This window comes from Actinophytocola xinjiangensis, from assembly GCF_001921215.1.
In the GTDB taxonomy this organism is placed as follows: Bacteria; Actinomycetota; Actinomycetes; order Mycobacteriales; family Pseudonocardiaceae; genus Actinophytocola; species Actinophytocola xinjiangensis.
Genome location: NZ_MSIF01000002.1, coordinates 544,534 through 558,822 on the forward strand (window position 1 = coordinate 544,534; position 14,289 = coordinate 558,822).

The following is a 14,289-nucleotide window of genomic DNA, read 5'->3' on the forward strand; positions in this document are numbered from 1 at the left end:
CCCCTGTGAAGGAACGTGCTGATGCGCAAGGTGTTGATCGTCGGGGCAGGCCAGTCCGGTCTGCAGCTCGCGTTGACCCTCCTCGACCACGACTACGACGTGACGGTGATGTCCGCCAGGACCCCGGAGGAGATCCGCGAGGGCCGGGTGATGTCCACGCAGGGCATGTTCCACAACGCGTTGCAGCACGAGCGCAACCACGGGCTGAACCTGTGGGAGGAGGAGACCATCCCGTTCGAGGGGCTCGGGGTCTCGGTCGCCGCGCCGGACGGCTCCCGGGTGCTGGACTGGGTGGCCCGGCTCGACCACTACGGGATGTCGATCGACCAGCGGGTGAAGATGGCCGGCTGGCTGGAGCTGTTCGAGGAACGCGGCGGCCAGCTGGTGATCCACGGCGTGACCACCGCCGACCTGGACAAGCTGGCCCGGATGTACGACCTGACGGTCATCGCCGCCGGCAAGGGTGAGCTGGTGCAGCTGTTCGACCGCGACCCGAGGCGCTCGCCCTACAGCGCGCCGCAGCGGGCGCTGTCGCTGGCCTACACCCACGGCGTCGAGCGCCGACCGGAGCACCCGGAGTTCGCCGCGGTGCGGTTCAACATCATTCCCGGTGTCGGTGAGCTGTTCATGATCCCGTGTTTCACCACCAGCGGGAACTGCGACATCCTGTTCTTCGAGGGAGTTCCCGGTGGCCCGCTGGACGTGTTCGGCGACCGTCCGACGCCGGCGGAGACCCTGCGCCGGATCCTCGAACTGATGCGCACCTACGTGCCGTGGGAGTACGAGCGTTCGCGCCACGCCGAGCTGACCGACCAGGGCGGCACGCTCGCCGGCGGCTACCCGCCGGTGGTGCGCCAGCCGGTGGGGGAGCTGCCGTCGGGCGGGGTGGTGCTGGGGATGGCCGACGTGGTCGTGGCCAACGACCCGATCACCGGCCAGGGCTCGAACAACGCCAGCCACTGCGCGCAGCTGTACCTGGAGCAGATCGTGGCGCGCGGCGACCGGCCGTTCGACCGGACCTGGATGTCCACGACGTTCGAGCGGTACTGGGACTACGCCCAGCACGTGACGCGGTGGACGAACACGATGCTGGCGCCGCCGCCCCCGCACGTGCTGGAGATCATCGGCGCGGCGGGGCAGTTCCCGGAGGTCGCCCGGCGTTTCGCCAACGGTTTCGCCGACCCGACCGACTACCAGCACTGGTTCTTCGAGCCGGACCGGGCCGCGGAGTACCTGCGCCGGGTCGGGACCTCGGTCACGACGTAACACGCCCGGAGCGTGGACGGACACACTCCGGGCGTTTCTCCCGGCAGGCGGTAGCAGTGCCACTGGAGCAGCACAGCCGAGCCGGGCGAGATTCGGTTATCGAAATCCACCATTTCACCCGTCCGAATCGATTCGCAAGCCCCTTCCCAGGTGATTCTGACGACCATGTGATAACCGTCATCTATCGTTGCTCGGGGTCGGCTCGAGTCGCCCTCGGGAGTAGGACGGGTGTCGCCTCAAGGATGACGTCGTGGCCGGTCCACTGCGGCATGATCTTGGGCGATGCCCTTCTACCACTGGCCGCTGTCCGTCGCGCTGAGCCTGCTGCACTGGTTGTTCTGGCGGCGCGTGGTCAAGCCCAGCGTCGCGCCGGGACCGCGTCGCCGTGCCGTCGCCGTCCTGCTGATCGTCGGCGACGTCTTCATGGTGGCCACCCTCCTGGCGACCACCCGGCTGCCGCGCGAGTGGTCGGCGCTGTACTCGTGGCCCGGCTACATCTGGTTCGGCCTGTTCTACTACCTGATCATCGTCACGCTGGTGCTGGAGATCCCCCGGTTCGCGCTGCGCTGGTGGATCAAGAAGGACCCTCGGCCCGAGGACGGTCCGGGGATCTCGCGCCGCACGTTCGTGGCCCGGTCGGTCGGCGTGGTCGCCGGCGTGACCTCGCTCGGCGCGGTCGGCTACGGCATGCCGGTGGCCCTGGGCGACCCGGACCTCAAGGACGTGGCGATCCGCCTGCCGCGCCTGGACCCCCGGGCGGCCGGCTGCCGGATCGCCCTGATCAGCGACCTGCACCTGGGGGCGCTGCTGGGCCGGTCGTTCACCGAACGGGTGGTGGAGCTGGTCAACTCGACCCGCCCGGACCTGGTGGCGATCTGCGGGGACCTGGTCGACGGCCGGGTCGAGCACCTCGCCGAGGCCGCCGAGCCGCTGCGTGACCTGCGCAGCACCCACGGCACGTTCTTCGTCACCGGAAACCACGAGTACTACTACCGGTACGAGGAATGGGTCGATCACGTCCGCTCGCTGGGCATCACCACGCTGCTCAACGAGCGCACGACCATCGAGCACAACGGCGGGTCGTTCGAACTGGCCGGACTGATCGACGCGAACTCCACGGTCGAGGGCATCGAACCGGGCCCGGACCTGCCCAAGACCCTGCGGGGCTGGGACCGCGAGCGGGCCATGGTGATGCTCGCCCACCAGCCGGCGCCGATCGACGAGGTCGCCGCCGAGGGCGTGGACCTCCAGCTGTCCGGCCACACCCACGGCGGCCAGATCGCCCCGTTCAACCTGCTGGTCAAGGCACTGGAGGGCAACGTAGCCGGGCTGTCCCGGCACGGCGACACCCAGCTCTACGTCACCCGGGGCGCCGGGTTCTGGGGGCCGCCGGTGCGGGTCGGGGCGCCGCCGGACATCACCGTCGTGGAACTCACCCGCTGATCCGCGCGAGTTGCCGGCCGGCCCGGGTGGGCCGAGGATTCAGGCATGCTCGAACTGATGACGCGCCGGTGGCAGGTCGTGGTCCTGCGCGGCGTACTGGCCGTCCTCTTCGGACTGATCGCCATCGTCTGGCCGGGGATCACGGTGCTGGCGCTGGCGATCCTGTGGGGGGTGTTCATCCTCGTCGACGGGATCGCCGCGACCGCGATGGGCGTCGGCAAGGACGTCGGGTCGGGCTCGGACCGCACCTATCTCATCGTGCTCGGCGTGCTGGGGATCATCGCCGGGCTGATCACCTTCATCTGGCCGGGGATCACCGTCGTGGTGCTGCTGGTGGTGATCGCGATCTGGGCGATCATCGCCGGGATCATGCAGATCGTGGCGGCGTTCCGGCTGCGCAAGGTGGTGCGCAACGAGTGGTTCCTGGCGGTGTCCGGCCTGGTCACGCTGGCGCTGGGGATCCTGCTGATCGTGCAGCCGGTGACCGGCGCGGTCGCGCTGGTGATCGCCATCGCGACGTTCGCCATCGCCTGGGGGATCGTGCTGATCGTGTTCGGGTTCCGGCTCCGCTCGCTGCGCCCCCGCGACCCGGCGGCGCCGGAGGCGGTGACCTGAGGAGCTGGCCTGAGGAGCTGACCTGAGGGTCAGCTCCGGCCCCGGCGGGGGAGCGCGGCGCGGATGACGCTGTCCTCGCCGACCTGGCGGACCAGCGGGTGCTCGGTCTCGTTGCACCAGTGCCCGCCCTCGCCGAGGTAGCGGAAACGCACGTCGGCGCCCTCGGGCACGGTGACCGACACCGACCGGGTGCCGTTGCTGCGCGGCCGCAGCTCGTGCTCGCCCGGCCGCCAGTCGTTGAAGTCGCCCACGACGCTCACCCGCCCGGCCGGTGTGTCGGGCAGCAGGACGAACGTGAGGCGGGCCCCGCCCGCTCGGTCGCGATCGATCCGGATCATGGCCAAGGGCTCCCTTCCGCCCGGTGACGTCGACGACAGAATGGCGCACCGGAGGCCGGCCCGCGATTCGGCGGGGGCGCCTGTTGAATGGGGCCCATGGATCTTCGCGTGATGATCGAGCCCCAGCAGGGCGCGAGCTACGACACCCAGCTGCGGCTGGCGAAAGCCGCCGAGGACCTCGGCTACAGCGGGTTCTTCCGCTCCGACCACTACCTGGCCATGGGCGAGGGCGACGGCCTGCCCGGCCCCACCGACGCCTGGGTGACGCTGGCCGGGCTGGCGCGGGAGACCGAGCGGATCCGCCTCGGCACGATGCTCACCGCCGGCACGTTCCGGCCGCCGGGGGTGCTCGCGATCCAGGTCGCGCAGGTCGATGAGATGTCCGGCGGGCGGATCGAGCTGGGTCTGGGCGCCGGCTGGTTCGCCGCCGAGCACACCGCCTACGGCATCCCGTTCCCCTCGGCGCGGATCGGCCGGCTGGCCGAGCAGCTGGAGATCGTCACCGGGATGTGGGCGACCCCGGTCGGCTCCACCTACGACTTCGCCGGGAAGTACTACACGCTCACCGACTGCCCGGCGCTGCCCAAGCCGGCCCAGTCGCCGGTGCCGATCATCCTCGGCGGGCTCGGTCCGACCAGGACCCCGGACCTGGCGGCGCGTTTCGCCGACGAGTTCAACGTGCCGTTCGCGTCGGTGGCCGACAGCGCGGCCCAGTTCGGGCGGGTGCGCGCGGCGCTGGCCGAGCACGGCCGGCCGGAGATCGTGCTGTCCAACGCGCTGGTGCTGTGTGTCGGCCGGGACGACGCGGAGCTGGCCCGGCGGGCGGCGGCGATCGGCCGGGAGGTCGACGAGCTGCGCACCAACGGTGTCGCCGGCTCACCGGCCGAGGCGGTCGACAAGCTCGGGCACTACGCGCAAGCCGGCTCGGACCGGGTGTACCTGCAGGTCCTTGACCTGCATGACCTCGACCACCTGGCGCTGGTCGCCGACCAGGTCCGCCCGCAGCTGTGAGCGGGGGTGGGGGCGGGCGACCGCCCCCACCGTGTCCCTCACCACGCGCTCAGAAGCGGACGACCATCTTGCCGGTGTTCTCGCCGCGCAGCATGCCGAGGAACGCGTCCACGGCGGCGTCCAGGCCGCCGTCGACGACAGTCTCCTCGGCGACCAGCTGGCCGTCGGCCAGCCAGCCGCCGACCTCGCGGATCATGTCGCGGGTCCGCGCGGCGTGGTCGGTGACGATGAACCCGCGCAGGCTCAGTCGCTTGCCGACCGCCAGGCCCAGGTTCTTCGGGCCCGGCTTGGGCTCGGCGTCGTTGTACGCCGAGATCGAGCCGCACAGCGCGACCCGGCCGTGGTCGTTGAGCACGCCGATGGCCGCTTCGAGGTGCTCGCCGCCCACGTTGTCGAAGTAGACGTCGATGCCCTCGGGCGCGGCGGCCGTGAGCTGGCGGTACAGGTGGCCGTCGCGGTAGTCGAACGCGGCGTCGAAGCCGAGCTTGTCGCGCAGCAGCGCCACCTTCTCCGCCGACCCGGCGGAGCCGATCACCCGGCTCGCGCCGCGCAGCCGGGCGATCTGGCCGGCGACGCTGCCCACCGCGCCGGCCGCCCCGGAGACGAACACCGCGTCGCCTGGCCGGAAGCCGGCGATGTCGAGCAGGCCGACGTAGGCGGTCAGGCCGGTGGTGCCGAGCACGCCCAGGTAGTGCGACGGGGACACCCCGGCCAGCGGTTCGAGCTTGCGCGGCCGGTCGACGACCGCGTGCTCGCGCCAGCCCAGCCGGTGCACCACCAGGTCGCCGGGCGCCAGACCGTCCACACGGGACTCCAGGACCTCGCCGACGGCGCCGCCGTCGAGCGCCTCGCCGACCTGGAACGGCGGGACGTAGGACTTGACGTCGTTCATCCTGGGCCGCATGTACGGGTCGACCGACATGAACACGTTGCGCACCAGTACCTGACCGTCGGCCGGTGCCGGGAGTTCGCGGTCGACGACGGCGAAGTTGGCCGCGGTCGGCCAGCCGTCGGGGCGCGCGGCGAGGTGGATCTCGCGGGTCGCGGTCATCACACCACTCGCACGTCGACGGGGATGTTGCCCCGGGTGGCCCTGGAGTACGGGCAGGCCTCGTGGGCGCCGTCGGCCAGAGTGCGCGCGGTCGCGGCGTCCACGCCGGGAATCGACACCTCCAGCACCACGGTGATGCCGTGACCCTGGTCGTCGCGCTCCAGGCTGACCTGGGCGGTCACCGACGAGCCGGTCGCGTCGGCCTTGGCGCGGCGGGCGACGCCGAGCAGGGCGCTGTGGAAACACGCGCTGTAGCCGGCGGCGAACAGCTGCTCGGGGTTGGTGCCGGGACCCCCGGCGCCGCCGACGCCCTCCGGGATGCTCAGGTCGGCGGCCAGGCGCCCGTCGTCGGACTCGACGCGGCCTCCCCGGCCGGAACCGGTCGACGTGGCCTTCGCCGTGTACAGCGTGCTCATGTGGTTCCCTTCTCGGTGCTCTCCTGCTTGTCGATTCTCCGGGGCACGAGTTCAGGTGAGAAGTGATAACGATCTCCTGCTACCGGCTTGGCAACTTAGGGAAGCCTTCCTTAACGTACCCGTGTGCTCAGCATCCCTGGTCCCCGCGACAGCGTGACCGCGCACGAAGTCGACATCGCCTACGGAAACGATGTCGTCGTGCACGCCGCCTCGCTGTCGTTCGACGCCGGCACCGTCACCGCGCTCATTGGGCCGAACGGTAGTGGCAAGTCGACGCTGCTGCGCGCGGTCGCCCGGCTGCACCCACCCAAATCGGGTTCGGTCACCTTCGCCGACGGCACCGAGCTGCGGCTGCTCGGCAGCCGGGACCTCGCCCGGCGGATCGCCATGCTCTCCCAGAACCGCACCGCCCCCGGCGGGCTGAGTGTGGCGGAACTGGTCGAGTTCGGCCGCCACCCGCACCGCACCCGCTGGGGCGGGCGCGACCCCGACGGCCCGGCGGCGGTGACCCGCGCGCTGGAGCTGACCGGGCTCACCGAACTGGCCGACCGCCCGGTGCAGGCACTGTCCGGCGGCCAGGTGCAGCGGGTGTGGCTGGCCAGCTGCCTGGCCCAGCGGACCGGGCTGCTGCTGCTCGACGAACCGACCAACCACCTCGACCTGCGCTACCAGGTCGAGATTCTCGACGTCGTGCGCCACCTGGCCGACAGCGAGGACGTCGGCATCGGGCTGGTGCTGCACGACCTCGACCAGGCCGCCGCGGTCGCCGACCGCGTGCTGCTGCTCGAAGCGGGCCGGGTCACCGCCGACGGCCCGCCGGCCGACGTGCTCACCGCCGAGAACCTCAGCCGCGCCTACGGCATCCGGGTCGACGTGCACCGCGACCCCGCCGACGGCCGAATCCACACCCGCGCCGTCGGGCGCTACAACGACGCGGCGCTGCGCGCCCGTTGATCATTTCAGAGCAACAGGAGAACCCATGCGCAAGCTCATCGCCCTCTGCCTGGCCGCCGTCCTGGCGACGGCCGCCTGCGGCACGACCGAGGACCCGGCGGGTGAGCGGGACACGCCGGCGGCCGGCGGCGAGAAGATCACCGTCACCGACTCGCGCGGCAAGGAGATCGTGCTCGACGGCCCGGCGAAGCGGATCGCCGCCACCGAGTGGAACTCGGTGGAACACCTGGTCGCGCTGGGCGTGATGCCGGTCGGCGTGTCCGACATCAAGGGCTACGGCCAGTGGGTCAGTGCCCAGAAGCTCGACGACACCCCCACCGACCTCGGCACCCGGGGCGAGCCGAGCATGGACACCCTCGCCCAGCTCGACGTCGATCTCGTCGTGGCCACCGACTCGCTGGTCGAGGGCGCGCTGGAGCAGATCGAGGAGGACACCCCGGTGATCATGCTCGCCGGCGGTGACGCCAACGACAGCATCGGCGAGATGTGGAAGAACGTCGGCATCCTGGCCAAGGCCACCGGCACCGAGGACCGCGCCAAGGAACTGCGCACCGAGTTCGACGCCAAGCTCGCCGAGGGCAAGGCCGCGATCGCGCAGGCCGGTGCCGCCGGCACCACGGTCGCCTTCTCCGACGCCTGGACCGAGTCCGGCTCGGTCAGCATCCGCCCGTTCGCCAAGGGCTCGCTGGTCGCCGACGTGCTCGCCGAGCTGGGCCTGGAGACCGCGTGGACGATGAAGGGCGACGAGGTCTACGGCCTGGCCGACATCGACGTCGAGGGCCTGCGGGAGCTGCCGGCCGACGTCCGGTTCTGGTACATCGCCAACGACGCCTTCGGTGACCCCTACGTCGACGACCTCGCCGACAACGCCATCTGGAAGAACCTGCCGTTCGTGAAGAACGACCAGGTGCACCGCTTCCCGGACTCGCTGTGGATGTTCGGCGGCCCCAGCTCGATGGCCCAGTTCGTCGACGCCGCCGTCGACGCGGTCAGCTGACCGGCCCTCGATGACCTCCCTGCTCACCCCGACCGAGGCGCCGCCGGCGCCACCCGCACCGGCCAGGTCGGCGCGGCTGGCGGTGCTGGTCGCCGCGCTGCTGGGCGTGGGCACGGTGCTCGCCCTGGTCCACCTCACCCAGGGCACCTCGTCCATCGGACCCGGCGACGTGCTGGGTCTGCTCTGGGGCGGGCACGGCGACGGCACGGTCGACGTGGTCGTCGCCGCGCGGCTGCCCCGGCTGCTCGCGGCGATCGTCGTCGGGGTGGCGCTGGGACTGTCCGGCGCGGTGCTGCAGTCGGTGTCGCGCAACATCATCGCCTCGCCGGACACGCTGGCCGTCAACGCCGGCGCGCACCTGGCGATCGTCGCCGTGGCGGCGTTCGGGGTGTCGCTGCCGATGTTCGGCGCGGCCGGTGTCGCGTTCCTCGGCGGTCTCGGCGCGGCCGCCCTGGTGCTGATGCTCTCCGGCGCCGGCGGCACGGGCACGGCGCGGCTGGTGCTGGCCGGCACGGCCATCGCGCTGATGATGGTCGCCCTCAAGACGACCCTGCTGCTGCTGTTCGCCCAGGAGACCAGGGGACTGTTCGCCTGGGGCGAGGGCTCGCTGGAACAGAACGGCCTGTCCGGCGTGACCACCTTCGCCCCGGTGGTGGCGGTCGTGCTGGTGGCGCTGCTGGCGATGTCGCGCCGGATGGACCTGGTGTACGTCGGCGACGACCACGCGCGGGCACTGGGCGTGCGGGTCACGGCCGTGCGCGCGACGGCCGTGGTCCTGGCGGTGCTGCTGTCGGCCTCGGCGGTGGTGCTCACCGGACCGATCGGGTTCGTCGGCCTCGCGGCCCCGGCCCTGATCCGGCTGCTGGCCACCGCCGTGCCGAGGCTGCACCGGCACGCCGTGCTGCTGCCGGTGGCCGGCCTCGCCGGCGCGGTCGTGATGATCACCGCGGACGTGTTGCTGCGGGCGCTGATCGGTTCGCAGCGGGCCCTGGAGATCCCGACCGGCGTGGTCACCACGATCCTCGGGGCGATCTTCCTGGTGGTGCTGGCCAGGACGCTGCGGGTGTCGGGCTCGGCGGCCGAACCGCCGGCCGCCGGGGTACGGGCCGCCACCAGCAGGACCCGGTACCTGGTCCTGCTGACCGGTCTGGTGGTCCTGGCGGTCGTCGTCGCGGGCGGCGGGGCGTTGCTGGGAGACGCGAAACTGCTGCTGGGTGACCTGGTCAACTGGGTGAGCGGGCAGGCGGGGCCGATCGTGTCCGGGGTGATGGACAACCGGCTGCCCCGGGTGCTGGCGGCGTTGCTGGCCGGGGCGTCGCTGGCGCTGGCGGGGGCGGTGTTCCAGAACGTCAGCCGCAACCCGTTGGCCGAGCCGGGGATCATCGGTGTCACCGGCGGCGCGGGGATCGGCGCGGTCGTGGTGATCACCCTGGTGCCGCTGTCCGGGTTCTGGCTCCAGGCCGGCGCCGCCGGGATCGGGGCCGGGGTGGCGGCCGCGCTGGTGTTCCTGTCGGCGGCCCGGCGGGGGTTCGCCAGCGACAACCTGGTGCTGATCGGGTTCGGGGTGTCGGCGGGGACGAACGCGATCATCGCCATGCTGATCACGCTGACCGATCCGTGGAACGAGTCCAAGGCGCTGACCTGGCTGTCCGGGTCCACCTACGGGCGGACCTTCGAGCACCTGGTGCCGATGATGGTCGCGTTGGTGATCGTGGTGCCGGTACTGACCTACCTGCGCGGCACGCTGGACCTGCTCTCGCTCGACGAGGAGACGCCCCGGCTGCTCGGCGTCCGGGTGCCGGGGGCGCGGCTGGCGCTGCTGGTGTGCGCGGTGGTGCTGACCGGGGCGGCGGTGGCCGGCGTGGGCGTCATCGGGTTCGTCGGGCTGGTCGCCCCGCACGCCGCGCGGGCACTGGTGGGCCGCCGGTCGGCGCGGGTACTGCCGGTGGCGGCGCTGCTGGGGGCGATCCTGGTGTGCGTGGCGGACCTGATCGGCCGCAGCGTGATCGCGCCGGCCCAACTGCCGGCGGGGTTGGTGACGGCGATCGTGGGGACGCCGTACTTCATCTGGCTGCTCTACCGAGGGCGGAGGTGAGCAGCACCGCCAGCCAGAGCGCGCCGACGAGCCAGCCGGCCAGCACGTCGGTCGGCCAGTGGACTCCCAGGTAGACGCGGCTCGTTCCGATCGCCACGATCACCAGGCCGGCGATCACGGTGGTCGCGGTGTTCCTGGCGAGGACGATCAGCAGGCCGATGATCGCCATCGAGGTCAGGGCGTGTCCCGAGGGGAAGGACTCGCTGTGGACCTCGGTCAGGTGGTTCGCGGCGGGGCGGGCGCGGTCGACCACGTTCTTCAGCGCGTACCCGATGACGGGGGCGGTGACGGCCGTCGCGGCGATCAGCAGGGCGCGCTGACGCTGACCCTTCACGGCGAGGACCAGGGCTGCCAGCAGCGCGGCCGGGATGAGGACCAGCGCACTGCCCACGGTGGACGCCGCGGACGCCAGTTCGGTCAGGACCGGGGACCGGTGGGCGATCAGCCACGTTCGCCAGGTGGTGTCCACGTCGGAGAGATAGGCCGCGGTGATCAGGGCGGCGGCCACCAGGGTCACCGCGACGGCTGGTTTGTGCATGGTTCCCGGGATTTAGTTCAGGCCGGCGTCGTGGGTCAGGATCGCTATTTGGGTTCTGTTTCCCAGATCCAGTTTCGTCAGGATTCTGGTGATGTGTGCCTTGACCGTCGCCACGCTCAGATGGAGACGTTCGGCTATTTCCGCGTTGGTGCTTCCCGAGCCTACTGCCAGGGCCACCTCGTGTTCCCGGGCGCTCAGTGATCCCAGCGCCGCGCGGGCCCGGTCGTGGGCGCCGGCCTCCACAGCGGCCCGGTCCATCAGCTTGCGGGTGATCCTCGGGGACAGAATGGGCTCCCCGGCCGCCACCAGGCGCACCGCCTCGGCTATCCGGGCGGGCGGCGAGTCCTTCAGGAGGAACCCGCTCGCGCCGGCCCGCATGGCCCGCAGGACGTTCTCGTCGGAGTCGAACGTGGTCAGGACGATGACCTCGGGCGGGTGGCTGCGCGCGCGGGCCAGCCGGGTCGCCTCGATGCCGTTGACCCTGGGCATGCGCAGGTCCATCAGCACCACGTCGGTGGGGTGGGTGTCCAGCGCCTCGGTCACCTCCGCGCCGTCGGCTGCCTCGCCGACCACGGCCACCCCGTCGGCGCCGTCGAGCATCATGGTCAGACCGGCGCGGACCAGCGCGTCGTCGTCGACCACCAGGACACGGATCGTCATGCCGGCCACGGTAACGATGCCGTCAGCCGGAACTCGGTCGCGGTCGCCCGGTGGTCGAGTTGCCCGCCGGCCAGCCGCACCCGCTCGGTGAGGCCGACCAGGCCCCGGCCGGCGCTGGGCAGCGGCGTCACCGGGGTGCGCGGGAGCGGGTTGCGGACGTCGATGCGCAGGCGGTTGCCGGGGGCGCCGTCCAACTCGATGCTGACCGGCTCGCCGGGGGCGTGTTTGCGGGCGTTGGTCAGGGCCTCCTGGACCACCCGGTACGCGGTGCGGCCGGTCGGGCCGGCCGGTTCCGCCGGCTCGGCGCGCACGTCCCGGATCTCCACCGGCGTGCCGATGGCGCGGGACTCGGCCACCAGACCGGGCAGGTCGGTCAGCGCGGGCATCGGGCGGTCGGGCTCGGTGGCCTCGTCGTCGTTGAGCAGGGTGATCACGTCCCGCAGCTCCTCCAGGGCCTGGTGGACGCTGGAGCGGATCACGCCCGCCGCGGCCGACAGGCGCTCCGGAGGGTGGTCGGGGCGGTACTCGAGCGCGCCGGCGTAGGTGGCGACCAGGGACAGCCGGTGGGCCAGCACGTCGTGCATCTCGCGGGCGATGGCGGCCCGTTCGGCCGCCCTGGCCTCGGCCACCCGGCGGCCCTGTTCGGCCTCGGCCCGTTCGGCGCGCTCACGCAGCGACCCGATCAGCGCGTGCCGGGTCTGGGTCAGCGCGCCCATGGCCACCAGCGCGGCGTGGCAGACGACCGTGAGCACCAGCCACCAGCCGTAGGACAGGCCCGGCATCGGCAGCCACAGGCCGCGCAGCGCGTGCGCCGCCGTCCCGGCCATGGCCACGCCGATCGCCACCGGCAGGCGTTCCCGGGTGGCGACGTGCAGGGTGCCGACCGTTGAGGTGGGGGTGACCGTTGGCGCGACGGCGGCCAGCACGGCCAGCGTCAGCGCGCCGCGCACCGGGCGGTGGAACATCCACGGCAGCAGCGCCAGGCCCACCACCCCGAGCACGAGTTCCACGCCCAGCAGCCACCCGCGCACCCCGGCCGCGTACTGCCCGTAGGCGGTCGCCGCGACCAGGACCGCGACCGTCACCAGGCCCAGCGGGGCCCCCAGTCGGCAGATCAGCTTGCTGTTCACGTGTTCGAGCGTAATCGCTGGTCAGAGGGGGCAACAGCGACCAAGGTCGACATCGGGGGCCACTGTGGTCGACCCGTCGGCAGCCCGTCGGACGATGTGCCGGACCGGGCGCCGAAACCATGATCAGGAGGTCACCGACGAAAGGGAGACCATCATGAGCACCACCACCGTCGAGGCCGGCGAGTACCGCGTGGACGCCGCCGCGTCGACCATCTCGTTCACCACCCGGCACATGTTCGGGCTGGGCGCCGTGCGCGGCACGTTCGCGCTGCGGGAGGCGCGGGTGGACGTCGCCGACGACCCGGCGAGGTCCTCGGTGCGGGCCGTCGTGGACGCGGGCAGCGTGGACACCGGGATCGAGGCGCGTGACCGCGCGGTGTCCTCGGCCGTCTACCTCGACGCCGCGCGGCACCCGGACATCGTGTTCGTGGCCGGCGGGGCGCAGGGGGCGGGGGAGGACTGGGTGCTGCGGGGCCAGTTGACCGTGCGCGGCGTCAGCGCGCCCCTGGACCTGCGGGTCGAGCAGGTGCGGGTGGACGGGTCCCAGGTGCGGGTGGTCGCCACGACGGTGGTGGACCGGTTCGCCTTCGGGATCACGGCGGCGCGCGGGATGACCGGGCGGCGTCTGCGCCTGCGGCTGGAGGTCGTCGCGCGGCGCTGAGGCCGCACCGGCGTGTCGGAAGGTCACGACCACCTGACGAGGTGTCCATTTTGCCGGCCTAGGCTGGCATCCGGCGGGACGACCTGCTTTCCTACTCACCACTGTCCCGGGATGACGAAAGGTCGGGGTGACTGGCGTATGGCGCTGGCCGCAGACGCGGGGACCACGGAGCACTCACCGCGTGAGGTGCGCCCCATCCATGGTCCGCCGAGGGGGCTCGCCCCCCACATCGCGACCTACTTCTTCATCCTCGGGCCGTTCGTCGCGCTGATCGCGGCCGTGCCGCTGGCGTGGGGCTGGGGACTTGGCTGGGTGGACGTGGCGCTGGCCGCGATCTTCTACACGGTCACCTGCCTGGGGGTGACCGTCGGCTTCCACCGCTACTTCACCCACCGCTCGTTCAAGGCGCGCCGGCCGCTGCGGGTGGCGTTGGCGATCGTGGGCAGCATGGCCCTGCAGGGCCCGGTCACCCACTGGGTGGCCGACCACCGCCGCCACCACGCCTTCTCCGACCGCGACGGCGACCCGCACTCACCGTGGGCGTTCGGCACCTCACCGATCGCGCTGGTCAAGGGCTTCTGGCACGCGCACATGGGCTGGGTGTTCGACCGGAACCTGACCAACGCCGAGCGGTTCGCCCCCGACCTGCTCGCCGACCGCGACATCGCCAGGGTGCACCGCCAGTTCGGCCTGTGGACCGCGGTGACCCTGCTGGCCCCCGCGGTTCTCGGCGGCCTGCTGACCTGGTCGTGGTGGGGCGCGGTGACCGCGTTCTTCTGGGCCGGGCTGGTCCGGGTGTCGTTCCTGCACCACGTCACGTGGTCGGTCAACTCGATCTGCCACATGATCGGCAGCCGGCCGTTCGCGGCGCGCGACAAGTCGGCGAACTTCTGGCCGCTGGCGATCCTGTCGATGGGCGAGTCCTGGCACAACCTGCACCACGCCGACCCGACGTGCGCGCGGCACGGCGTCAAGCGCGGGCAGATCGACATTTCGGCGCGGATTATCTGGATGCTGGAGAAGTTCGGCTGGGCGACCGATGTGCGCTGGCCGACCGAACGGCGGCTGAACACCCTGGAAAAGCGGCGCGCGACCAGCTGAATTTCCCGGGTCA

The 14,289-nt window shown here is 72.0% G+C and carries 15 protein-coding genes; 9 read left to right on the forward strand and 6 right to left on the reverse strand.

The features are described from left to right. Positions 1–21: 21 nt before the first annotated feature. The 3 genes from BLA60_RS07200 to BLA60_RS07210 all read left to right on the forward strand — a co-directional run bounded on the left by BLA60_RS07200 (position 22) and on the right by BLA60_RS07210 (position 3,324). Positions 22–1,266 carry a styrene monooxygenase/indole monooxygenase family protein gene (locus BLA60_RS07200; protein ID WP_075131928.1) on the forward strand — a complete coding sequence of 415 codons (1,245 nt, stop codon included), beginning with the start codon at positions 22–24 and terminating at the stop codon, positions 1,264–1,266. Positions 1,267–1,548: 282 nt separating this feature from the next. Beyond that, the gene (locus BLA60_RS07205) at positions 1,549–2,709 is read left to right on the forward strand and encodes a metallophosphoesterase (RefSeq protein WP_075131929.1); all 1,161 of its coding nucleotides are present in this window, start codon (positions 1,549–1,551) and stop codon (positions 2,707–2,709) included. A 45-nt stretch (positions 2,710–2,754) separates the two neighbouring features. Further along, positions 2,755–3,324 (forward strand): HdeD family acid-resistance protein, encoded by a 570-nt coding sequence (locus tag BLA60_RS07210; protein WP_075131930.1) that lies wholly within the window; start codon positions 2,755–2,757, stop codon positions 3,322–3,324. Positions 3,325–3,353: 29 nt separating this feature from the next. Here the strand turns inward: BLA60_RS07210 and BLA60_RS07215 are convergent, their stop codons facing one another. After that, positions 3,354–3,662 (reverse strand): isoamylase early set domain-containing protein, encoded by a 309-nt coding sequence (locus BLA60_RS07215; RefSeq protein WP_075131931.1) that lies wholly within the window; start codon positions 3,660–3,662, stop codon positions 3,354–3,356. A 96-nt stretch (positions 3,663–3,758) separates the two neighbouring features. Between BLA60_RS07215 and BLA60_RS07220 the strand changes: the two genes are divergently transcribed. Further along, the gene (locus tag BLA60_RS07220; protein WP_075131932.1) at positions 3,759–4,673 is read left to right on the forward strand and encodes an LLM class F420-dependent oxidoreductase; all 915 of its coding nucleotides are present in this window, start codon (positions 3,759–3,761) and stop codon (positions 4,671–4,673) included. A gap of 49 nt (positions 4,674–4,722) precedes the next feature. Here BLA60_RS07220 and BLA60_RS07225 read toward each other — a convergent pair whose 3' ends face one another. Further along, positions 4,723–5,724, reverse strand: coding sequence for an NADP-dependent oxidoreductase (locus tag BLA60_RS07225; RefSeq protein WP_075131933.1), 1,002 nt, complete (start codon positions 5,722–5,724; stop codon positions 4,723–4,725). Further along, a complete protein-coding gene (locus tag BLA60_RS07230; RefSeq protein ID WP_075131934.1) occupies positions 5,724–6,140 on the reverse strand; it encodes an Ohr family peroxiredoxin in 417 nt (138 codons plus the stop codon). The genes BLA60_RS07225 and BLA60_RS07230 overlap by 1 nt, the downstream gene beginning before the upstream one ends. A 123-nt stretch (positions 6,141–6,263) precedes the next feature. Between BLA60_RS07230 and BLA60_RS07235 the strand changes: the two genes are divergently transcribed. From BLA60_RS07235 to BLA60_RS07245, 3 genes are read left to right on the forward strand one after another with little or no spacing between them, the layout of a single operon-like run. Beyond that, positions 6,264–7,094: an ABC transporter ATP-binding protein gene (locus BLA60_RS07235; RefSeq protein WP_075131935.1), complete on the forward strand. Its 831-nt coding sequence runs from the start codon at positions 6,264–6,266 to the stop codon at positions 7,092–7,094. 25 nt (positions 7,095–7,119) lie between these two features. Continuing rightward, the gene (locus tag BLA60_RS07240) at positions 7,120–8,091 is read left to right on the forward strand and encodes an ABC transporter substrate-binding protein (protein WP_075131936.1); all 972 of its coding nucleotides are present in this window, start codon (positions 7,120–7,122) and stop codon (positions 8,089–8,091) included. A 10-nt stretch (positions 8,092–8,101) separates the two neighbouring features. Next, the gene (locus BLA60_RS07245) at positions 8,102–10,186 is read left to right on the forward strand and encodes an iron ABC transporter permease (RefSeq protein WP_075131937.1); all 2,085 of its coding nucleotides are present in this window, start codon (positions 8,102–8,104) and stop codon (positions 10,184–10,186) included. Here BLA60_RS07245 and BLA60_RS07250 read toward each other — a convergent pair. The 3 genes from BLA60_RS07250 to BLA60_RS07260 are packed head-to-tail and all read right to left on the reverse strand — an operon-like array spanning position 10,155 to position 12,514. Then, positions 10,155–10,724 (reverse strand): phosphatase PAP2 family protein, encoded by a 570-nt coding sequence (locus BLA60_RS07250; protein ID WP_075131938.1) that lies wholly within the window; start codon positions 10,722–10,724, stop codon positions 10,155–10,157. The genes BLA60_RS07245 and BLA60_RS07250 overlap by 32 nt on opposite strands. A 12-nt stretch (positions 10,725–10,736) precedes the next feature. Continuing rightward, complete coding sequence (locus tag BLA60_RS07255; RefSeq protein ID WP_170108387.1) at positions 10,737–11,384, reverse strand: response regulator transcription factor; 648 nt, start codon at positions 11,382–11,384, stop codon at positions 10,737–10,739. Then, positions 11,381–12,514 carry a sensor histidine kinase gene (locus BLA60_RS07260; RefSeq protein WP_075131940.1) on the reverse strand — a complete coding sequence of 378 codons (1,134 nt, stop codon included), beginning with the start codon at positions 12,512–12,514 and terminating at the stop codon, positions 11,381–11,383. Before BLA60_RS07260 ends, BLA60_RS07255 begins: the two co-directional genes overlap by 4 nt. Before the next feature lie 154 nt (positions 12,515–12,668). On the opposite strand from BLA60_RS07260, the gene BLA60_RS07265 reads away from it, so the two are divergent. Together BLA60_RS07265 and BLA60_RS07270 are read left to right on the forward strand one after the other, a co-directional pair. After that, positions 12,669–13,175 (forward strand): YceI family protein, encoded by a 507-nt coding sequence (locus tag BLA60_RS07265; RefSeq protein ID WP_075131941.1) that lies wholly within the window; start codon positions 12,669–12,671, stop codon positions 13,173–13,175. A gap of 138 nt (positions 13,176–13,313) precedes the next feature. Next, the gene (locus tag BLA60_RS07270) at positions 13,314–14,276 is read left to right on the forward strand and encodes an acyl-CoA desaturase (RefSeq protein ID WP_154814181.1); all 963 of its coding nucleotides are present in this window, start codon (positions 13,314–13,316) and stop codon (positions 14,274–14,276) included. The last annotated feature ends 13 nt before the right edge of the window (positions 14,277–14,289 follow it).